The following is a 22351-nucleotide window of genomic DNA, read 5'->3' as shown; positions in this document are numbered from 1 at the left end:
ATAGAAAAAAATGATGTAATTTTGTATTTTGGCTCCGTAGTTCAATGGATAGAATATCAGATTCCGGTTCTGAGGGTTGAGGGTTCGAGTCCCTCCGGAGTCACTTTTTTTTTAATTACTAACTTTTAATGAACTATAACGACAACCTGATGCTTGCTATTAAAGCAGCGATCAAAGCAGGAAAAACAATTTTATTGTATTATCAAAATCCTTATGATATAACTATAAAATCCGACTCTTCACCTGTAACCATAGCCGATCAACAATCGCAAGCAACCATTATTCAAATATTAAAAGAATCTAACTTACCTATTATTAGCGAAGAGCTTGAAAACAAAGATTACAATGCTCGTAAAAATTGGAATTTCTGTTGGATTGTCGATCCACTCGATGGGACAAAAGAATTTATCAATAAAAATGGAGAATTTACTGTTAATATAGCACTAATCGAAAATCAAGAGCCTATAATAGGAGTTATATATAGCCCTGTTAGCGGCGATCTATATTTTGCGACAAAAGAACTTGGTTCGTATAAAGCAAAAGTTCACAATCATCAAATAGACGAAACGTCGATTGTATCATTACCAACTTCAACAACTAAAAACCCTCTAAAAATAGCTATTAGTCGAAGCCATGCAAACGAACAAACTCAAGCCTTTATTGAGGCCTTAAAAACTGAACATCCTAAAATGGAAACAATTGTAGCCGGAAGCTCAATCAAGATGTGTAAAGTTGCCGAAGGTCTCGCACACCTTTATCCTCGATTTGGACGGACTATGGAATGGGACACTGCTGCTGGTCATGCCATTTTAAAATATGCTAAAGCCAATATATACGATATAGAAACTTTACAAGAAATTAAATATAATAAAGAAAATTTAGAAAATCCTAATTTTATTGCCATACAAAACCATATAAAACTTTAACAATTATTATTTTATCTCAAAATATTAGTAATAATTTTTGTGAGCGTTTAAAATAAAAAGAGGCTACCTAATAATAGACAGCCTCTTTTTTTTAAAAGGTTTATATCCTAAAAATTATTTCTTAATAAGTTTTCCGATGTACTTACCATCGGCATTTTTAACGGTTACCATATATACGCCAGAGGCTAAACTAGCAATAGGCAATTCAATATTTTGTTCACCCTTATTGGCATTTTTAACTTGCTTCGTGTAAACATTTTGTCCATTAAGAGTCATAATATTTATTTCTACATTTGATTTCTGACTTTGGTTAAACGATACCGTTACATACTCAACAGCAGGATTGGGATAAATATTTAATATGGAGTTATTTTCAATATATGTATTTTCGGGAACACTAACAGGGCCTCTGAATGTTTCGCAACGGAAAATACCACGTCCTTTAGTTGCTGCATATATTACTCCATGATTTTCGATACCCGTTTGGATACCATTGCCCAATAAACCATTAACAGGCAACCATCCATTGCGATGCAATTGCTGACGTAGTTGAGCTACTGGAACTTTTGCCATTCCATTATTCTGTTCAACCCACGAAGGTGAAGTTGCTGTTATGTCTTCAGTAACATATATACCTTTTTCAGTTCCTAAAATAACCTGTTGGCTGTTGTTCCATAAAATAATAGCAGTATAAACAGGCATAGCTTCAAGATTGCCTTGTTTTTCAACAAAATTATGCGAGGTTGTGTCGTCGGTTGTAGTAGCAGCTACAGTAGAATAATAAATATGAGGATTAGTATTATAATCAGAAAGAACAACAATAAGATTGTTTTTGTTTTGAGGATCAACAGCAATAGCACTTACTTTTCCATTAAATGTTCCCAATAATTGACGTGTAACAACACATGTAGAAAGTGAACAATTTGCTAATGCTCTTGTACGTGCTGCCTGAATATTAGATAAGCGATAAACTTTACTAACTGCAGTAGCACTATCATAGTCAGCAAAGTAAATATTATCACCATCGTTCGAAAATTCAAGTGTCTGAACACGTTTAATACTAGAACTATAGGTAGCAGGATACCATGCAGGTGGAATTTTTGAAGGGTTCAAGGCTTCCCACGAAATCCAAACTCTATTATTTAAACCAAGGGCAACTAATGAAGTATAAGTATCTTTTGTATAAAGAGTATCTCCTTTAGGTATAACAGTATTACCATTTAAATCGGCTGCCGATACAATATGATAAATATTTTTTCCAAATCCATTGGTAGCAAAAACCGTATCGCCTATATGTAGGTCTTTACCGGCAATTATTTCGAGCATTTGAACACTATTGGTATCATAAAAGTTTTCGAATACACGCAATGGGGCTAAAAATGGTTCTTTATAAGTTCCAAGATTCTGGCTTAAAATAGAGTCTGACACACCTGTGTTAGTAATGTCGGTCCCTCCGTCTGAAGTTCTGTATAAAGTACCATAAGTAGTAGTTGCTATCATGCATTCTGGATTAAAGCTAGATACTTCTATATTTCCACAGACACCATTTAATAATTTTTGAAAATCGTATGAAGTAGTTCCCATTAAATTGTTATATAAAAAGCCATTGTGTTGAGTACCACCAATAACCTGATTATTAGGATATAAACCCATACTATTAAAGAAACCAATATTTAAATTTTTATTAATTCCAGCCCAAGTGGTTCCATTTGTAGTTGATTTAAAAAGTCCACCATCAGTAGCCACATAAATAGTATTATCGGTAGCGTAATTGGGGCTAAATTTGATATCGAAAATATTTTGATGAACATAAGAAGAACTATAAGTAGGAAGTGCATATACCGTTAATTGCTCAAAAGAAGTATTGGGATGATAACGATATAAATCAACTCCACCTATGTAAATAATAGAATCATTTGTAGGCGAAACAGCTAAAGCACAATGATATTTACCTTGTTGATTTTTTGATGTACCAAAAGGCTGAAATTGACTAGTTACATTGTCTAAAATAGCCATCCATGTATTACCTTTATCAACCGACTCATAAATATTCTTAAGTTTACCTTCGTTATTAACAGCCAAACAATAAACATGATTAATATTTGTGGGTGCAATAGCAAACTCAAGTCGAATTACATCAGTTGGAATATTATTAGCATCTGATTTTAACACAAAATTATCATCGCCAGTATTGCATACATAAGCTTTATTGTTTATAGAAGCAACAACTAAGGAACCGTCACTTGAAACTTCTACATCGGTTGCTGGTTGATCAAAATTTGAATCAGTATTGGGAATAGGATTGCTCCATGTTTGACCACCATCAGTAGAAATACGTAAGCCTTTATATGTTGCTACATAAAGTTTGTTGGCTGTTCCTGTTATTTTGGTAACATACTTAAATGCCTCATCATTAGTAGAGTTTAAATAATTCCACGTGCTACCATTATCGGTCGATTTCCAGATCCCTTTACCTTGTAAACCTAAATTATTTGGAAGACCAAAATATTCGCCGGTGCCAAAATATAAATCACCGTTAGGACTTTGATATAAGCAACTAATAGCAATATTATCTAAATTATCAGTGTTGGCTACTTTTGTCCACGAACTCCCACCTAATGTTGATTTCCATAATCCACCTGCAATTGCCCCTGCATATAATAAATTTGGATTGTCTTTATCTATTAACATGGCTCTTGTTCGACCACCTTGGTTAGAAGGTCCCATTTCTATCCATTCCATGTTCGTTTTATCGCTTTTTGTAAAAATAGCATTATTGCTTAAGCTTCTTTGAGCATCTATAGATGTGTTCAAAATGAACACCATTAAAATCCATGCAGAAAAAGTTAACCACCTGTTTTTCATATAATTAATATTAAGTTTTTAATATATTTTTACGTTCAAATTATTGCTTGCAATATATAGATAATTTTTATTTTACAAAAATAAAAAATGCAGATTTTTTATTATCTTTGAAATCACTATTATGAACATTGAAGCTGTATATCAATATTGTTTATCATTACCTTTTGCAGAAGAGACCTTCCCTTTTGACGAAGAAACACTTGTTTTTAAAGTATTTGGAAAAATATTTGCCATATTAGATTTAAATTCAGGAAATACCATTAACTTAAAATGCGATCCTGAATTAGCTGAAAAATATAGATTCACTTATGATGCGATTATTCCGGGTTATCACATGAATAAAAAACATTGGAATACCGTTTATTTAGATTGTCATTTAAATGATCATTTTATTTGTGAAATGATATTGAATTCGTATCGATTAGTAGTAAAGTCTTTACCTAAAAAATATCAAGAGCTATGTGGAATAAATTAACTGGATACTTTTTACAAGGATTATTTTACATTGCTCCAATTTTTGTAACTACTTTTATTATATACAAAATTGTTATATTTATTGATAACATTTTTCTCGATTTTTTTCATTTTTCTTTTCCAGGTATAGGCATCATAATTATGTTAGTTGGACTAACATTTTTAGGATTTTTAGCCAATTCTTTTCTAGCTCAACCAATTATTTCATTTTTTAATAACATTATTTCGCACATGCCCGTTATTCGCGACTTATACAATCCTCTTAAAGAATTTTTTGCTGCGATTGTCGGAAAAGAAAGAAAATTTAATCGTCCGGTTTTAGTTAAAATAAACATTCAATCAGATATTAACAAAATTGGCTTTATTACTCAGTCTGATTTAACAGAACTTGGCATTGAAAAAAAATATGTAAGTGTTTATTTTCCTCACTCATACGCATTCTCAGGTGAGCTCTATATTGTACCATCAGAAAATGTAATCCCTTTAGATATTCCTTCTTCGATTGCTATGAAATTTATACTTTCAGGGGGAGCTATCAAAACATTTAATGAAAACGATTAAAAATTATGATCATTATGAAAAAATTTATGTCCATCATTTGCAGTTCTTTGATTCTAATTACAATTACTTATGCTCAACACACGATAAAAGTTCGTGAATCAAAAGAGAATATTGGTAATGGCTCACACTCGTGTTTAAGTGTTGCCATTTATGAAACCACTACCGATGCCATCGAAAAATCGTGGGAAAAACTAATGAAATCATATGACGGTAAAATATCTTCTAAAAAAGAAATCTTTGCCGATAATGTACTTATTAAAGATATTTCAAACAATACGATTGATGTTTATGCTAAATGCATACCTAAAAATGAAAATGAAATTGAATTTTTGGTAGCCGTAGATTTAGGTGGAGCCTTTATGAATTCAAGCGACCATAGTGCTCAATTCAACACTATGGAAAAAATAGTTAAAAATTTCGCCAAACAAACTACGCTCGAAGGCATTGATAATAAAATAAACGATCAACAAAAAGTTTTTGATAAACGTACAAAAGAGATGGAAAACTTAAAAAAAGATAAAGAAAAGCTCGAAAAAGACATCGAAAACTATAAAGAAAAAATAAAAAAAGCAGAAGAAGACATTAAGAAAAACCTCGACGACCAAGCATCAAAACAAAAAGAAGTCGATACAGAAAAAGCCAAGCTTGATGAAATTATAAAACTTAAAAATAAAGTAGAATAAAAGGGTATTATATCTATTTATGATTTTTTATTTTCAAAAATATAATATTGAAAATCATTACAAATTTGCTTTTATTTTATTAAATAATCATCCCTGCAGCAACTGTTTCGTTAGTATTTTCATCAATTAAAATAACACTTCCTGTAACTCTATTTTTTCTGTATGAATCATAAAAAATAGGTTTTTGTAGTCGCAACGAAACTCGTCCAATATCGTTCATTTGAATTAACTTATCATTTTCTACACGGTGCAAATCGTGCATATCTATTTTATATCGCACATCGTTCACAATACATTTTACTTCGTTTGTAGTATGACGTAATAAATATTTACCACGCATTTGCATAGGACGCTCGTTAAACCAACAAAACATCATTTCTATGTCTTGTGAGACATTGGGTAAATTATTTTCCTTTACAATCATATCACCACGACTAATATCTATATCATCTTTAAGTGTAATACTTATCGATTGCATAGCGTAAGCGACGTCGTGGCTTTGTTCGAATGTATCAATACTTTGAATCTCTGAGCTAAAACCACCTGGCAATACTTTCACTTTGTCTCCTTTACGAAAAATTCCACTTGCTACGCGTCCGGCATAACCACGATAATCATGAAATTGTTCTGATTGAGGGCGTATAATGTACTGTACTGGGAAACGAGCATCGATGTAATTTGTATCGCTACTTATGTAAATCGTTTCTAACAACCACATTAATGTTGGACCTTCGTACCAGTTCATTGCCTTACTTCTGTTTACAATATTATCACCTTTTAAAGCACTAATGGGAATAAAACGAATATCTTTAACATCGAGTTTAGTTGCCATTTGTAAAAATTGTTGTGTAATCTCCTGATAGCGTTGTTCGCTATATCCCACCAAGTCCATTTTATTAATACACACCACTATATGCGGTATCTGCAATAAACTAGCGATAAATGCATGTCGTATAGTTTGCTCAACAACACCATTGCGAGCATCCACTAAAATTAAGGCTAAATTTGCTGTAGATGCTCCCGTTACCATGTTGCGTGTATATTGAATATGTCCTGGTGTATCGGCAATAATAAATTTTCGTTTTGGTGTGGCAAAATAACGATAAGCAACATCGATAGTAATACCTTGTTCGCGTTCGGCTTTTAAGCCATCCGTTAGTAATGCTAAATTTATGCTTTCTTCTCCTTTTAATAAACTTGCTTTTTCTAATGCCTTTAACTGATCTTCGAATATTGCTTTACTGTCGTATAACAATCGTCCAATAAGCGTGCTCTTACCATCGTCAACACTTCCTGCTGTAGTAAAGCGAAGCAACTCCATATTTAAATATCCGTTTACGAGTTCGTTCATATTTTGTTTGCTATATTTAGTTTATAGTTTATTTATCGATTTTTTCATATAAAAATTAGAAATATCCTTCTTTTTTACGATCTTCCATAGCCGTATCGCTTCGTCTATCGTCATAACGTCCCCCACGTTCGGTAACGCGTGTAGCTGCTATTTCTGCCACAATATCTTCAACCGTATTGGCTTCGGATAAAACAAGTCCCGTACATGTTATGTCGCCAATAGTGCGACAACGCACCCGTTTTATTTCGGCTTTTTCGTTTGGTTTCATCAACATAAAAGGAGCCGTTGCTAGCCATACGCCATCGCGATTAAATACTTCGCGTTCATGAGAAAAATAAATAGATGGTATTTCAATTTTTTCCAATAAAATATAAAGCCAAACATCGAGTTCTGTCCAATTACTAAGTGGGAATACACGAAAATGTTCGCCCATTTTTTTCTTGCCGTTAAAAATATTCCAAAGTTCGGGACGTTGGTTTTTTGGATCCCATTGCCCAAATTCATCGCGATGTGAAAAAAAGCGTTCTTTAGCACGTGCTTTTTCTTCGTCTCGACGTCCACCACCAAAAGCACAGTCGAATTTAAATTCTTCAATAGCATCGAGCAATGTTACTGTTTGCAAAACATTTCGACTTGCATTATAGCCTTTTTCTTCTATAACTTTTCCTTGGTCTATGGTATCTTGAACATAACGAACAATACAGGTTGCTCCTGTTTTTTTCATCAATTCGTCTCTAAACTCAAGAGTTTCGATAAAATTATGCCCTGTATCGATATGTAATAAAGGGAAAGGAACTTTTGACGGCCAAAATGCCTTTCGAGCAAGATGAAACATAACAATGCTGTCCTTACCTCCCGAAAAAAGCATTGCAGGTCGTTCAAACTGTGCAGCTGCCTCACGTATAACATAAATAGCTTCGTTTTCTAATTCACGCAAATGAGTCATTCGCTGATATATCATAAGTAATTACAATTTAATTTTTGGTAAAATATGTTCAATTATTGTATTCAAACATTCTAATTCAGTTTGACTATCGGTATCCACAACTAAACTGGCATCTATAGGTTCCTCAAAAACGCTTGAAATACCTGTAAAGTTTTGAATCTCGCCTTGACGAGCTTTTTGATATAGACCTTTAACATCGCGATTTTCGCATGTTTCTATGCTTGCTTTAGTATATATCAAATAAAAATCGTTAGACCCAATAATTTCTTTTGCCATACGTCGTATAGTATTGGTGGGACTTACAAAAGTGTTAATAGTAATAATTCCATTTTGAATAAACAACTTATTAATCTCAGCTATTCGGCGAATGTTTTCGATTCTATCTTTTTCAGAAAATCCTAAATCGTTGTTTATGCCATGTCGTACATTATCTCCATCGAGTAAAGCTGTTTTATAGCCCTGTTTAAATAAGAAATTTTCTAAAGCCAATGCAAGTGTAGATTTACCACTGCCCGACAGCCCTGTAAACCATATACAAAGAGATTTTTGATGTAAAAGAAATTGTTTCTGTTCACGATTAAGCATTTTATCGAATATTGGCACTATATTATTTGTCATATTTGGTATTTATAAGCTTGCAGGTTAATATTTACTATTGGTTGTATTTAAAACGTTTCGGCCCCATTTTATTTGTGCCCAAATTCTTTCGTGTACAAAGAAAAATAAAATTTTGGTAAATACCTCAAAAATACCAATTGTCAATGCAAAATGCATATTACCCGAAATAAAAAAACTCAACAAGGTGGTATCTATTGTTCCCCATATTCGCCAACTTATACTTTTAACCAAACTTCGAATGGGAGTGGGTTTATCGTCTTTTCGTCCCCACGAAGTTACATTCCATATACGTTCATGTAAAAAATATAAAAATAACTTTGTCAATATTTCAGAAAACGCAATAGGAGCAGCTATTAAAACATTACTCGTAAGAATGAATGCTAAAATAAAAGTATCAATACTAGCAAATAATCGCCAACTAATTCCCTTTACAAGGCTTCTTATCGGACTATCATAAATCATGTTGCAAAAGTAAACATTTTTTATATATAATCTATATACTTTATAGACTTTATAGATAATTTTTTTTTCATTATTAATAATTCATTCTTTTTCAGACTTTTACTTTAAGTATATCGGACCATTGTGTGGTATAACGTGGTGACAAATGTTGCTGTAATGTTTTATATTTAAGAGATTTTTCGTGCGATGCAAGATGAATAGTAAATTCTCCCATTTTTAAGTTTAATTGATCTATGGTTTTCATAAGTTGTTCGTGTTCTTTTTTGCGTTGCTCAAACAAATTCAAGTCTATTACTTTATCGGGACTTATATCACTTAAAACAACTCCGGCTTTTTTTATGCCATATTCGGGTGAATATATTTTTTCTAAAGCCAGTTTACAATACTTTACAATTTCGATACTAGAATTTGTTTTGAATGGTAACTTAAAGAATATTTGTCGGTAAAAAGGTAGTTTTTCTTTTTTAAAAAAATTGCTATGTATATATACAAGCACTGTACCACAAACACTATGTTGTTTCCGGAGTTTTTCTGCACATTTTGCAGCAAAAGCAGCGATTCGTTCTTGCAAATCGGATTTTTTATATAATTCATTTTGAAACGATCGGCTTACAGAAATATTTTGTTTATCTTTAATATCTTCTAGTTTTAAGCACGATTCACCCAATAATTCTTTTTTTAATCTTAAACCTACGACAGACATGTTTTTTTTAATCCAACCATCGGGAACTTGAATAAAGTCGTAGCCTTTTACAACATTTATTGCTTTGAGTTTTCTACTATATTGCCTTCCGATACCCCAAATATCTTCTACATCAATCCATTTAAGTGCTTTAATTTTTTTCTCATCGCTATCAATTACATGTACACCCAACGTTTGTGTTGGATATTTTTTAGCAACCCTGTTGGCTATTTTGGATAACACTTTGGTTGACGCAAAGCCAATACTAACCGGTATTCCTGTACATCTATAAATATAATCCTTTATTTTTATTCCAAGTTTCTTATAATCGTCCATTTGTAACATTTTAGAGAAATCGAGAAATGCTTCGTCTATGCTATAAACTTCAATATCGGGGCAAAACTCAGATAATAGTGTCATTATTCTTCTACTAATATCGCCATAAAGTGAAAAGTTAGCCGAAAAATACTGAATATTATATTTTTCGAACATCTCGCGATATTCAAAAATAGGAGCCCCCATGGGTAACCCCAATGCCTTTGCTTCGTTGCTCCGCGAAATAACACATCCATCGTTATTCGACAAAACCACAACGGGTTTACCGTTTAAATCTGGACGAAAAATTCGTTCGCACGAAACATAAAAGTTATTGCAATCAATCAAAGCAAACATGTTACATCGCTTTAATAACATGTGTTACAATACCCCAAATAATAAATTCATTTTCTTTGCTTACCTTAATAGGTTTATATTTTTCATTTGCCGGTAGAAGAAAACATTCATCACCTTTAAATTGTAATCGCTTTACCGTAAATTCTCCATCTATAAAACAAACGGCAATTTTACCATCTTGTGGAATAATACTTCTATCTATAATGAGTAAATCTCCATCAGAAATATTTGCATCTTCCATAGAATTGCCCGACACTCTTGCAAAAAAAGTAGCAGATGGATTTTTAATCAAAGCTTTATTTAGATCGAGTGGTACTTCTATAAAATCATCGGCTGGCGAAGGAAATCCTGCTTTAATTGTTTCAATCATAGGAACTTCGAGAGTTGTATGAATATCGGACGAATAAAAAGTAAGTGTCTTATTTTCTGCTAACTTTTTTACACGCATAGTCTTTTGATTTTGATTGCAAGTTAATATATTTTCAATATCAATGAAATGAAACGTTCTGAAAAATAATAAAGTTCTTGCTATCGACACAAAAACTTTATTTGAAAAGGAATTTTATTTACAAATTTTTTGAGCCCATGATTCATATTGAGTTTTTCCTAAATGAATGGCTTTTTTTATATCGTTGCAGGCTTTTTCATTAAAACCAAGCTTTTCGTATACAAAACTCCTACGAGCCAATATTTCGCCATCGTTTGGCGATAATTCTATTACTCTGTTTAAAACAATTAAAGCATGCTGCCAATCTTCAATAGCAACATAAACATTACAAAGATTTAAATGGTAGTCAATATTATTTTCATTTAATAAAATGGCATGTTTAAAATCTTTTATAGCAGCTTTATAATTCTTTGCTTTAAAATAAGTTATTCCGCGATTCGAATAGTAATCGGAGACCATACTATCCAATAATATGGCTTTGTTAAAATCGTTTAATGCTTCATTTAATCGATTATTCATTGAATACATGGTTGCTCTGTTATAATAATATAAAGGTTTTTCGCCACACTTCAATGCTTTATCATATGCCAATATTGCAGAATCTAAATGGGAGCGGCTAGTATAGATATTTCCTAATAGATTCCAAGCATCACATAAGGTTGAATCTTCTTTTATAAGGTATAGCAATTGATTATATGCCACCTGAATATTACCATTTTGCAATAAAATAGTAGCAATTGTTTGCTTAATTTCTTTGCGATGAGGATTTAATTGAAGCAATATTGAATAATCGTTTATAGCATTTCCATATTGTTTTAATTGATAATAAACAAAAGCCCTGTTTTCCAACATTTTCGAGTATAAACTGCTTTCCGGTAAAACTTTATTATAGATCGAAATGGCTTGTTGATATTTTCCGTTTTGACGAAGAGCATTCCCATAATTGAGTTTTGCTACATCGCTATTGGGATATACATTTAATACTTTTTGCCACAACGATTCACTATTGTTCCAAGCTTTAGCATAAGAATACGAAGAAAAAGACAAAAACAAAATCCATATAACTAAATACCAATTTTTAATTTTATATTTAGATGAAAAACTAAAAAACCATGTAAAAAAAGCAAAATATAACCCTACATATGCTAAATAAGTATATCGCTCGGCCATAAAATATGAGCTCGCATATGCATTAAATACTTTAAGAAACATGATTAACTGGATAATAAAGAAAAATAGACCTAAAAACATGAATTTCTTTTTCAATCGATAAAATCGATAAAGCCCATAAATACACAAAAAGAAAAATATAAAACCTAAATAGTAATAAATAGGGATTGCTTTTAAAACAATGGGATGAAAAGTTGACATCTGAAAAGGGATAAATGCCTTTAAAATATAATTAAAAAATGCCCATGAAGAATAAGCTAATGATATATGAAATGGTATAAATGACTCATTGGGTATAATTAATTGTTGAGCTTTTATAGCCACAACAGCGAAAACAACGGCTAAAATACCAAAAGGCAACCATCGCATAAATTCAATTTTATTGAACTTATCTTTTACATATAACATGACTAATAAAATCAATGGCAAAGTAATTGCCGACCCCTTTGACAACAAAGAAAATATGAAAATTAAAAAGCTTAGCCCCCAATAGGTCCATTTACGATTTTCGAGATACTTTACATAATAAATCAATGATCCTAAATAATACAAAACAAACAATAAATTTTTTCTTTCAGTAATCCACGACACAGATTCATTTACAAAAGGATGAATACCAAATAACAGGGCGGTAAAAAAAGCTATTTTAACATTCGACGACCAATGTTTGGTTAATAAAAACACTAAAATTACATTGATGAGATGTAAAATTAGATTGTGCAAATGATACCCCCATGCATTGAGTTGAAACAACTGATAATCGAATGCAAGCGATAACCAAGTAAATGGATGATAGTGCCCATGCATGGGTGTAGTAAATATGGTCTGAATAAAATGAAAATCAAATGATCGTATTAATTCATTACGAGTTACATAATCTGGATCGTCCCAATTGGTAAAACCAAATCTAAGCGTTTGAGCAAAAATCGCCCCAACAGCTACTATTAATAAAACTATTGCATTTTTTGAATGGAGATTCACCTCATTTTTTTATATCACAAAGTAAATAGTTTTTCTTTAATATACCGACTTCTACATCAACGAATCTTTATTTCTTTTAACCATGTTACCCAATTCTTAATAATTTTTTTTCCATATGGAGTTAAAACTGATTCCGGATGAAATTGAACCGATTTTAGTGGATACACTTTGTGTGACAACGACATAATAAACCCATCAACATCGCGCGAAGTAATAAGTAATTCGTCGGGCAACATTTGTTCATCAACGACCCAAGAATGATATCGAGCAGATTTAAACTGTTTTGGTATATCATAAAACAAAATATCGTCTTGAACAACAATGGTTTCACGAGCAATGCCATGCCAAACTTCTTTCAAATTAAAAAGCTTTCCGCCCAATGCCTCCGCTATAACCTGTTGCCCCAAACAAACGCCAAATATAGGTTTCTGTGCTGCATAATTTAAAATAATTTCTTTTAATATAGGATAATCAGAAGGCAATCCTGGACCTGGCGAAATAACAATAGCATCAGCATTTTCAACATCTAATAAAGACACCACATCGGTTCGTTTTATATTTACCTTATTTACTAATGGTTCAAAATAATGAACCAAATTATAGGTAAACGAGTCAAAATTGTCTATTATCAAGATGTTAATTTCAGCAAACATAATTCAACTTTGTAGCACAAAAATACCTATCTTTGTCGAAAAAATATGAAAGATATGAAGAATATAATTTTTAGCGAAAACGCTCCCAAAGCAATTGGTCCTTATAGCCAAGCAGTAGAAGCCAATGGTTTTATTTTTATTTCAGGTCAATTGGGTTTAAATCCACAAACCGGAATGTTGGTAGAAGGTATAGAAAAACAAACCGAGCAAGCACTTAAAAATTTAGGCGAAATACTTAAAGCAGCTGGATGTTCCTATAAGGATGTGGTTAAATGTACGGTTTTACTAGACGACCTTGATAATTTTAAACTTATGAACGAAGTGTATGCAAAGTTTTTTGATAGCGAAGCTCCTGCACGTGCTGCTTACGGCGTTGTTCGTTTACCTATGGGCGCAATGGTCGAAATTGAAGCCATTGCTGTAAAAAGATAAACTATGAACTCACATGTCTTCCATAAAAACACTATCGAATTTATTACTGTTTGCAAAGAATTCGTTGCTTTTTGTGAAGACCATTCGCCTTACGATCCATTAAAAACAACAACCATTTTACACCGTCTATTCCCACTCATCTATTTAAAAGCAAGCTTATTACCAACCTTTGAGTTACAAGATAACTTTCTTGAAGAAGCTGTTAGCGAAGACATTTATAATCTTATCGCCCATTCTTTTCAAGAAAAATTTGGAGAAATGGACTTAGAGGGTGAAATTTTCGAAGTCAACCAAACAAATTACGAAAAAAACACAGCTCCGCTCTCTGAAATTATCACAGACATATATCAAGACCTTAAAAACGTTCTTAATAACTATCAAAGCTCCGACGAAAATATTATGGAATCGGCACTATATATTTGTAAGCAAAATTTTGAACTATTTTGGGGGCAACGCCTCATTACCGCTATGCAAATTCTTCATTCATTACTTTACTTAAAAGGAGAATGGTGGCATGAACTAAAAGCAAAAAAACATCAAAGCATAGATGAAATCGATACATCGCAGTGGATTATAAACCAACGTAGGAAAAATTCTTCAACAAAATAATACTATGCAATCGCCAACGGAAGATTATTTAATTTTTAATGGTAAGATCATTATTGTTAGTGAAGAAAATCCTCATTTCGATGAAGCCATCAACTTTCTTAAAAAACAAACTCTTGTTGGTTTTGATACCGAAACACGTCCCTCTTTTAAAAAGGGAGTTAGCAATAAAACTACTCTTATTCAATTTGCCACAAACGACACCGCAATTTTATTTCGCCTTATAAAACATCAAATACCAAACGACCTTATTCCAATTTTTGAAAATCCCAATATATTAAAAGTTGGGGTTGGTTGTTCTCAAGATATTCAACAACTTCAAAAACTTAAAAAATTTTCTGCTAAAGGTTTTATCGATATTCAAACCATAGCTAAAAGCAAAGGGATAGATGTTTTGAGCTTACGGAAGCTTAGCGAAAAACTATTTAATAAAAAAATAAGTAAACGTCAACAATTATCTAACTGGGAATCGAAAGAGCTTACCGAAGCACAAATTCGCTATGCTGCAACCGACGCTTATGCTGCATTATTAATTTACCAAAAACTGCTGTATGAACTACCCTCAGATAATACTCAAAAAAAGTAAAGAACAATCACTCAAAAGGAGGCATCCTTGGGTTTTTTCAGGTGCAATCGATCAATTACCTTTCCATATTTATGAAGGCGATTTAGTTGAAGTTCTCGACTATCATCGTAATTTCTTAGGAATTGGACATTACCAACCCGATTCTATTGCTGTAAGAATACTTAGTTTTAATAACGAGCCTATTAATCAAGCATTTTGGAATAAAAAAATCGAGACTGCCTATATTAAAAGAAAAAATTTAGGACTCATCGATAATCCTTCTACCAATGTTTTTAGGCTAATTCACGGCGAAGGCGATGAGCTACCAGGATTAATTGCCGATTATTATAATGGTATCGTAGTAATACAATGCCATAGTGCCGGTATGTATTTACAACGAAATGCTATTGCACAAGCTATAAAAAATGTTTTTCCAGAAATAAAAGCCATATACAATAAAAGTTTTTTAACATTACCTCCTTTATTTAATAATAAAGAAGCCGATGGTTTTTTGTGGGGCGAACATTCTACTCCAATCGAAATTATTGAAAACAATTTACGTTTTAACATTGATTTTATTGAAGGACAAAAAACAGGCTTTTTTATTGATCAACGCGAAAACAGAATGCTATTAGGCTCATTAAGCAAAAATAAAAAAGTAGCAAACTTATTTGGCTACACCGGTGGCTTTGCCATATATGCTGCCCATTACGGAGCGTCCGAAGTAATAAATGTAGATAGTTCAGCTAAAGCCTTAGAAATGGCAACAAATAATTATCAACTCAACAAGTTCACTCAAATAAAAAACATTTGCTCCGATGTAAACGATTTCTTTAAAGCTTGCCAAGAGCATTACGATATTGTAATTCTCGATCCTCCTGCATTTGCTAAGCATCATAAACATCGTGAAAAAGCCTTATTGGCATATAAAAATCTTAATATTAAAGGATTAAAACTCTTGTCTAAAGGCGGCTTTCTTTTTACTTTTAGTTGTTCGCAAGCTATATCGGCTAATGATTTGCGTCAGGCAATTTTTGTTGCCGCAGCCAATGAAAAACGCAATGTTTCTATTTTATATCAATTACATCAACCGGCCGATCATCCTATTAGCATTTTTCACCCTGAAGGTGAATACCTAAAAGGTTTTGTGCTTAAAGTTGAATAGGCTCAAATACTCATTTATATAATATAAAAGGGCTATTTTGAAGATTAAATAGCCCTTTTTTCATTTAATTATTTATAGAAAAAAATGGAACATTTTCTTTTTTGTATTTCCCTGCTTTTAAATTTTCCTGAATTTCACTAAATGCATCGATTGTATATTTAACATCGTCTAAGGTATGAACAGCTGTAGGAATAATACGCAACATTATAACATCTTTAGGTACTACAGGATAAACAACAATAGAACAGAAAATATTATATACTTCTCTTAATTCAAAAACAATATTGGTTGCCTCAACTACGCCACCTTGCAAGAAAACAGGTGTAACAGGCGATTGAGTATTTCCTATATTAAATCCTTTTTCTTTTAACCCATTTTGTAATGCTTTTACAATTGTCCAAAGTTTCTCTCGAAGTTGAGGTTGAGTCTGTAATAATTCAAGACGTTTAAGTGCACCATATACCATAGGCATGGGTAAAGATTTTGCAAAGATTTGCGAACGTAAGTTGTAACGCAAATAGTCAATAACTTCTTGGGTTGAAGCGACAAATCCACCAATACCAGCCATCGCCTTAGCAAATGTAGCAAAATAAATATCTACTTCATCCATGACACCAAAATGTTCAGATGTGCCGGCACCGGTATTTCCCATGGTTCCAAAGCCATGAGCATCATCAATCATAAATCTAAAGTTAAACTCTTTTTTTAGCTTCACTATTTCATCTAACTTTCCAAGATCCCCAGCCATTCCATATACCCCTTCGGTTATAACTAAAATTCCACCACCTGTTTTTTCAACTATAGCTTGAGCATGTTTTAACTGCACTTTTAGTTTTTCGATATTGTTGTGAGGATAAACAAAACGTTTTCCCATATGAAGTCGCAATCCATCAAGAATACATGCATGTGCTTCGCTATCGTAAACAATAACATCGTTGCGATTTACTAATGCATCGATAATGCTAACCATACCTTGGTAACCATAATTGAGCAAGTATGCATCTTCTTTCTTTTCAAATGCAGCAAGTTTTTGCTCTAATTCCTCGTGTAGTGAAGTATGTCCCGACATCATACGTGCCCCCATCGGATAAGCCAAGCCGTATTTTTGAGCTCCTTCGGCATCAGCTTTTCGAACTTCGGGATGATTGGCTAATCCTAAATAATTATTCAAGCTCCATGTAAGGACTTCTTTACCTCTAAACATCATACGAGGTGCTATTTCGCCTTCGAGCTTTGGAAATGCAAAATACCCATGTGCAATGGATTGATATTGTCCTAAAGGACCTTTTTGTTTTTTAATTTTTTCAAAAATATCCATGATACTAAGAATTTAATTTTTTGCAAAGGTAAGCATTAAGTTAATAAAGTGTTTATTTGAAAATTGAAAATTATTTCACCACATTTCCTGCTTTAAAAATATATTGATTGGTTTTATTGCCACCCTCATCAAATTCAATCCAGGCACCTTCTTTCAAATCTTGATTATATGCTCCCTCAATTTGCTTAGTTCCATTTTCGTAAAAACAAGTCCACATGCCTTGTCGTTTATCGTTTTTATATTGCCCTTCACAAGCTTTAGCGCCCGAAGAATAATATTCTACCCATAAACCATTTTTCATACCTTTTAAATAACTCCCTTCTGAAGCTTTTTTACCTGTTGATTCATGATATTCTATCCAACGTCCTTCTTGTTTGTCATCTTTAAACGTTCCGGTCATTTTATCTTTACCCGATTCGTAATAATAAGATGCTTGTCCGTTTAATTTTCCATTGAGCCATGTTTCAACAGACTTACGATTACCATTTTCGTACCATGTTAAACATTGTCCATTTTTTAGCCCCATGGAATAATATTCTTCGCTTTCTTTTTTGCCATTAGCATAATAAGTAACACGTTTCCCGGTAAGTTTTCCATCTTTATAATTTTCTTCGCATTGAGTTTTTCCGTCCTCGAAAAAATATTGCCATTTACCTTCTTTCTGACCATTTAAATAGACTCCTTCTGATTTTTTTTGTTGATTATCGAACCACTCGGTCCATGTTCCTTGACGCTTCCCTAATTTTGATGTTCCTTCAACTTTCTTTTGTCCATTTTTAAACCATTCTGTATAATTTCCGTCTTCTTTATCTTTATTGTAAGTTACTTCCGATGCTTTTTGACCATTTTCATAATAGGTTCTGAAAACACCATCTTTTAATCCATCAATAAAATTCCCTTCTGTTTTTATTTGCCCATTTTCGTACCATTCTTTATATTCTCCAACTTGAACACCTTTTTCCCAAGTTTCGATTAACAGGGGCTGACGATTTTGGTACCAAGCCTGTATGAGTCCATCTTTCTTTCCATTAACATAATTGCCAATAAAGGCTTCGCGACCATCTTCGTACCATGATTTGCTTTCGCCATGAAGTTTACCCATAACATATGTTTCCATTGCTTTGGGCTGTCCCGTTTCGTACCACCACATCCACAAACCATCTTTTTTATCGTTGCATGTAGTTCCTTCAAGCTTAGGTTTACCATTGTTATAAGTTTCTTTAACGGTCTTAAAAATCAAATCGGCAGAGGATTGACCATTTTTATCCCAGCTTTTCCATATGCCTTCACGACGATCGTTTACAAAGTTACCTTCTTGAGCCTTTTTACCATTATCATGGTAATAAACAGCGGCTCCATTTAATTTTCCGTCTTTACAAACACCTTCAAATGATTTAACTCCATTTTCATGATATTCGATTTGTGTTCCAATTTTTTTACCATTTTCGTAAGTAACTTCGAGTTTTTTCTGTCCATTTTTATGGTATAGTATTTTGGGTCCATTCAAAACGCCATCTGTATATACCTCTTCGGACATTACTTTACCATTTGAATAATATTCTAACCATTTACCATGCTTTTTTCCATTTTTCATTTCGCCTTCAAATTTTTTCTCTCCATTCTCGTACCACGCTGCCCATAATCCATCCGCTACTCCATTTTTGTAATTTTCTTTATACTTAAGCTGTCCGTTTTCGAACCACCATAGCCACTCAGCTTCTTTTTTATTATTTTTATAAGTAGCTATTTCTGCTTTATCTCCATTAGGAAAATATTTTATTGTTGTTTTATATTCATCTTCGGCAAGAACATTCCCTTGTTCATCGTATGTAATCCATTTACCTTCTTTATAACCCTTATTCATATTGCCCTTCAATTTTGCTTTACCATTTTCAAAAAATTCGGCATAGTAACCATGAAGAGTATCATTAGCATAAGTCTTTATGTATTGTTTGTATCCATTTGAATAAAAGGAAATTTCTTGTCCGTTTTTCTTACCATCTGCATAGTTAATAATTAACTTAGGCTTACCATCTTCAAAATACTCAATATATTTATCGTGTTTTTTCCCATTTTTGAGTGTATATTCACTTTTAATTTGTGTTTTAGAATACCACTCATTTTGAGTTTGATAAATAACCTCTTTACTATTTTTTCCAAATTGATCCCATTCTATCCACTTGCCTACCCTACGATCGTTTTTATATTGTCCTTGCTCTTTAATTTGTCCATAAGGATAATAAAAAGTACCTATTCCATTTAATGTTCCATCTTTATAATTCCCCTCAAATATTTTTAATTCGTCTTCGTCGAATTCACGCCAAACTTTATCTTTTAATCCTTTTTTAAAATTTCCCTCATATTTCTTTTTGCCATTAGGCCATCTTCCAATACATTGCCCTGTATAAGGCTCACCCGTCTGTTTTAAATAGTAAGTATTATTGTCGCGTTCTTCTAATTGTTCTAATGATACTTCTTGAGCTATAGCATCACTTATCATTAAAGTTAAGAAAACCAAAAGAATATATCGTATCATAATCTAATATATTTGCACAAAAATAAGTATAAGGTTCTTAATTTTGAACAAAATGTTAATAAATTTTGAAAACTTGAAAAAAATAAATCGTTTTTTCTAAAAAATTAAAAGTATAAATATAAAGCTTCTATTATATTACCTATGAATATTGATATTTTTAACGTAAATTTGCATAAAATTCTAAGAATAAAAAAATTGTCATTGTACACTTATTTAGCATTTGGATTCAGAATTTCGTCGGAGATAGAGCTATCAAAATTTTTAGCTACATCGTTCGAGCAAGCTGATTTATATATAAAGAAAAAAGCTGCATCCTATGATATTGAAAAACCTATTATAGATAAAATACACATTAAAGCAAACAAAACAGCTTTTGAACTTCGAACAAAATTTACTCAATTCTTTTTTGATAAAACAAGACAAACCTTATTTACCTCATTTACTAATAAACATCAATTTGAACAATATCTATATGGCCCAATTATGGCTATTATATGCGCCTATTATAACCAAATTCCAATTCACGCATCAGGTGTTGTATATAATGATAAAAGCTTACTCTTACTTGGGAACTCTGGTAGTGGAAAATCCACGTTATTATATCATTTTATTCAAAAACATCAAGCTCGTTTTTTTGCAGATGATATTGTTGCTGTCAGAAAAGAACAGCAGCTCATTAAAGCCTTACCTGCATTTCCTGATATCAAGCTCTGGCTCGATGCAATCGAACGCTATCATGCATCTATAAATAAGCAAGTTCATCCTGATATTAACAAATATTTAATTAACTGTCATTCCTTTTTTAACACTCAAATTCAAAGTCCTTCCACTATTTTTATATTACAAAACCATGTTACTCCCAATACTTTTATAGAACAAATTCATGGAGTTAAAAAATTTATTCTATTATCGAAATATATTTATCGTAGAAACATAGTTGAATCAATGTTTCGTCAAAATGTATTTGAAACGTTAACCACCTTAGCTAATCAAACCGATATATATATCATTCATCGTTCGCACAGCATCACTTCAGAAAAATGGGATTCATTTATAATGGAATGTTTAAAACTTGTCAAATGACAATGAACCAATCCATTATATGGATAGCGTCTTATCCCAAATCGGGTAATACATGGTGTAGAATTTTTTTAGCGCGTTTTTTGTTTGGAATAACCAATATAAACCAAATTGCTATTCCTATTTATAGCTCTAAAAGCTTTTTAGAAGATGAAGCCGATATTGATGTAAGTGAACTAACCTATAAAGAATTGCATGAACTAAGACTACAGAAATTTTCGAATTATTGTAATGAATCCCTTTTTCCAGTTAAGATTCACGACATGTACCAAAAACAACTTTTCGGAATGCCCTTTTTACCAACTCAAAACTCAAAAGCTGTAATTTATCTTGTACGGAATCCGTTTGATGTAGCCATTTCTTTTTCTCGACATTTAGGTATTAGTATCGACAAAACTATTGACATAATGAATCAAGATCATTATCAGCTTTCGGTTCCGAAAAAAAAATATTTGAATCAATTGCCACAAATCATTGGTAGCTGGTCTAAACATATAGAAAGCTGGTTATCGCAAAACGAAATACCTCTAATAATTGTAAAATATGAAGAAATGCTTCATCGTCCATATGAAACATTTGCTAAAATTCTTACATTTATAGGTAAAAATTATACAACAGAAAAGCTATCGGATGCCATACATTTTGCCTCCTTCGAAAATCTTTCAAAACAAGAACAACAATTTGGCTTCGAAGAAAAATCGCTTTATCAACAAGTATTTTTTCATACCGGTAAAAGTGAATATTACAAAACCATACTCAACAGAAATCAAATAAATACTATTTTTGAAAATCATAATTCAATGATTAAATATTTTAACTATGAGCCAAGAAATTAGTCAACATTCCATAATAAGGCGTAATCCAAATATTGCTTTTACTTATTTAGACAAAGAAGTAATGTTATTAAATCCAGATACAGGTCAATATTACTCATTCAACAAAGTAGGAGCATACATTTGGGAATTGATAGCCGAACCTATTGCATTCGAAGTTCTTATACATCATTTAATGTTAAAATTTGAAGTCGAGAAAAATAAGTGCGAAAAAGATACACTTCAATTTCTGAATTTACTTTACCAAAAAAAAATGATTATTATACAATTAAAAGCATAAAAATTGTATTCACTTAAAAAGTTTATATTATTACCAACGTTTGA

At 32.2% G+C, this 22351-nt stretch carries 22 protein-coding genes and 1 tRNA gene; 12 read left to right on the top strand and 11 right to left on the bottom strand.

All coding sequences use genetic code 11. The annotated features are described in order from the left end of the window. Positions 1 to 30: 30 nt before the first annotated feature. A tRNA-Arg gene (locus HPY79_01575) sits at positions 31 to 103 on the top strand. A 25-nt stretch (positions 104 to 128) separates the two neighbouring features. After that, the gene (gene cysQ / locus HPY79_01570; GenBank protein NSW44506.1) at positions 129 to 926 is read left to right on the top strand and encodes a 3'(2'),5'-bisphosphate nucleotidase CysQ; all 798 of its coding nucleotides are present in this window, start codon (positions 129 to 131) and stop codon (positions 924 to 926) included. A 114-nt stretch (positions 927 to 1040) separates the two neighbouring features. On the opposite strand, the gene HPY79_01565 is transcribed toward cysQ, so the two are convergent. Then, the gene (locus tag HPY79_01565) at positions 1041 to 3791 is read right to left on the bottom strand and encodes a T9SS type A sorting domain-containing protein (protein ID NSW44505.1); all 2751 of its coding nucleotides are present in this window, start codon (positions 3789 to 3791) and stop codon (positions 1041 to 1043) included. A 121-nt stretch (positions 3792 to 3912) separates the two neighbouring features. Between HPY79_01565 and HPY79_01560 the strand changes: the two genes are divergently transcribed. Genes HPY79_01560 through HPY79_01550 form a run of 3 tightly spaced genes read left to right on the top strand, consistent with a single transcriptional unit; the run spans position 3913 to position 5509 of the window. Beyond that, on the top strand, positions 3913 to 4266 hold the full coding sequence (locus HPY79_01560) for an MmcQ/YjbR family DNA-binding protein (protein ID NSW44504.1): 354 nt from the start codon (positions 3913 to 3915) through the stop codon (positions 4264 to 4266). Further along, positions 4251 to 4826, top strand: coding sequence for a DUF502 domain-containing protein (locus HPY79_01555; GenBank protein NSW44503.1), 576 nt, complete (start codon positions 4251 to 4253; stop codon positions 4824 to 4826). Before HPY79_01560 ends, HPY79_01555 begins: the two co-directional genes overlap by 16 nt. Before the next feature lie 14 nt (positions 4827 to 4840). Next, complete coding sequence (locus tag HPY79_01550) at positions 4841 to 5509, top strand: hypothetical protein (GenBank protein NSW44502.1); 669 nt, start codon at positions 4841 to 4843, stop codon at positions 5507 to 5509. Between the two features lie 79 nt (positions 5510 to 5588). Here HPY79_01550 and HPY79_01545 read toward each other — a convergent pair whose 3' ends face one another. The 8 genes from HPY79_01545 to HPY79_01510 all read right to left on the bottom strand — a co-directional run bounded on the left by HPY79_01545 (position 5589) and on the right by HPY79_01510 (position 13492). Next, the gene (locus HPY79_01545; protein ID NSW44501.1) at positions 5589 to 6830 is read right to left on the bottom strand and encodes a GTP-binding protein; all 1242 of its coding nucleotides are present in this window, start codon (positions 6828 to 6830) and stop codon (positions 5589 to 5591) included. An 85-nt stretch (positions 6831 to 6915) separates the two neighbouring features. Continuing rightward, complete coding sequence (cysD, locus tag HPY79_01540) at positions 6916 to 7821, bottom strand: sulfate adenylyltransferase subunit CysD (protein ID NSW44500.1); 906 nt, start codon at positions 7819 to 7821, stop codon at positions 6916 to 6918. A gap of 6 nt (positions 7822 to 7827) precedes the next feature. Further along, entirely contained in the window at positions 7828 to 8424 is a 597-nt protein-coding gene (cysC, locus tag HPY79_01535) for an adenylyl-sulfate kinase (protein NSW44499.1), read from the bottom strand. Positions 8425 to 8448: 24 nt separating this feature from the next. Then, the gene (locus HPY79_01530; GenBank protein ID NSW44498.1) at positions 8449 to 8886 is read right to left on the bottom strand and encodes a DUF2061 domain-containing protein; all 438 of its coding nucleotides are present in this window, start codon (positions 8884 to 8886) and stop codon (positions 8449 to 8451) included. Positions 8887 to 8977: 91 nt separating this feature from the next. Next, positions 8978 to 10240, bottom strand: coding sequence for a Y-family DNA polymerase (locus HPY79_01525; GenBank protein NSW44497.1), 1263 nt, complete (start codon positions 10238 to 10240; stop codon positions 8978 to 8980). Position 10241: 1 nt separating this feature from the next. Further along, positions 10242 to 10688 (bottom strand): translesion error-prone DNA polymerase V autoproteolytic subunit, encoded by a 447-nt coding sequence (gene umuD, locus HPY79_01520; GenBank protein NSW44496.1) that lies wholly within the window; start codon positions 10686 to 10688, stop codon positions 10242 to 10244. Positions 10689 to 10802: 114 nt separating this feature from the next. After that, on the bottom strand, positions 10803 to 12839 hold the full coding sequence (locus tag HPY79_01515) for a tetratricopeptide repeat protein (GenBank protein ID NSW44495.1): 2037 nt from the start codon (positions 12837 to 12839) through the stop codon (positions 10803 to 10805). A gap of 56 nt (positions 12840 to 12895) precedes the next feature. Further along, positions 12896 to 13492 carry an aminodeoxychorismate/anthranilate synthase component II gene (locus HPY79_01510; protein ID NSW44494.1) on the bottom strand — a complete coding sequence of 199 codons (597 nt, stop codon included), beginning with the start codon at positions 13490 to 13492 and terminating at the stop codon, positions 12896 to 12898. A gap of 54 nt (positions 13493 to 13546) precedes the next feature. On the opposite strand from HPY79_01510, the gene HPY79_01505 reads away from it, so the two are divergent. The 4 genes from HPY79_01505 to HPY79_01490 are packed head-to-tail and all read left to right on the top strand — an operon-like array spanning position 13547 to position 16260. Then, complete coding sequence (locus HPY79_01505; GenBank protein ID NSW44493.1) at positions 13547 to 13924, top strand: RidA family protein; 378 nt, start codon at positions 13547 to 13549, stop codon at positions 13922 to 13924. Between the two features lie 3 nt (positions 13925 to 13927). After that, positions 13928 to 14533 carry a DUF5063 domain-containing protein gene (locus HPY79_01500; protein ID NSW44492.1) on the top strand — a complete coding sequence of 202 codons (606 nt, stop codon included), beginning with the start codon at positions 13928 to 13930 and terminating at the stop codon, positions 14531 to 14533. Between the two features lie 4 nt (positions 14534 to 14537). Further along, positions 14538 to 15116 carry a 3'-5' exonuclease domain-containing protein 2 gene (locus HPY79_01495; protein ID NSW44491.1) on the top strand — a complete coding sequence of 193 codons (579 nt, stop codon included), beginning with the start codon at positions 14538 to 14540 and terminating at the stop codon, positions 15114 to 15116. Further along, entirely contained in the window at positions 15082 to 16260 is a 1179-nt protein-coding gene (locus HPY79_01490) for a class I SAM-dependent rRNA methyltransferase (GenBank protein ID NSW44490.1), read from the top strand. The genes HPY79_01495 and HPY79_01490 overlap by 35 nt, the downstream gene beginning before the upstream one ends. 64 nt (positions 16261 to 16324) lie before the next feature. Here HPY79_01490 and HPY79_01485 read toward each other — a convergent pair whose 3' ends face one another. Together HPY79_01485 and HPY79_01480 are read right to left on the bottom strand one after the other, a co-directional pair. After that, positions 16325 to 17578 (bottom strand): aminotransferase class I/II-fold pyridoxal phosphate-dependent enzyme, encoded by a 1254-nt coding sequence (locus tag HPY79_01485; GenBank protein NSW44489.1) that lies wholly within the window; start codon positions 17576 to 17578, stop codon positions 16325 to 16327. A 70-nt stretch (positions 17579 to 17648) separates the two neighbouring features. Continuing rightward, positions 17649 to 20114 (bottom strand): hypothetical protein, encoded by a 2466-nt coding sequence (locus HPY79_01480; protein NSW44488.1) that lies wholly within the window; start codon positions 20112 to 20114, stop codon positions 17649 to 17651. Between the two features lie 201 nt (positions 20115 to 20315). Here HPY79_01480 and HPY79_01475 point away from each other — a divergent pair, with 201 nt between their 5' ends. The 3 genes from HPY79_01475 to HPY79_01465 are packed head-to-tail and all read left to right on the top strand — an operon-like array spanning position 20316 to position 22307. Continuing rightward, on the top strand, positions 20316 to 21197 hold the full coding sequence (locus HPY79_01475) for a hypothetical protein (protein ID NSW44487.1): 882 nt from the start codon (positions 20316 to 20318) through the stop codon (positions 21195 to 21197). Continuing rightward, positions 21194 to 22030 carry a sulfotransferase domain-containing protein gene (locus tag HPY79_01470; protein NSW44486.1) on the top strand — a complete coding sequence of 279 codons (837 nt, stop codon included), beginning with the start codon at positions 21194 to 21196 and terminating at the stop codon, positions 22028 to 22030. The genes HPY79_01475 and HPY79_01470 overlap by 4 nt, the downstream gene beginning before the upstream one ends. After that, the gene (locus HPY79_01465) at positions 22014 to 22307 is read left to right on the top strand and encodes a PqqD family protein (GenBank protein NSW44485.1); all 294 of its coding nucleotides are present in this window, start codon (positions 22014 to 22016) and stop codon (positions 22305 to 22307) included. Before HPY79_01470 ends, HPY79_01465 begins: the two co-directional genes overlap by 17 nt. The last annotated feature ends 44 nt before the right edge of the window (positions 22308 to 22351 follow it).

It is taken from the genome of Bacteroidales bacterium (assembly GCA_013314715.1).
Classification (GTDB): Bacteria; Bacteroidota; Bacteroidia; order Bacteroidales; family GWA2-32-17; genus Ch61.
This window is presented reverse-complemented; position numbering and strand designations above follow the sequence as displayed.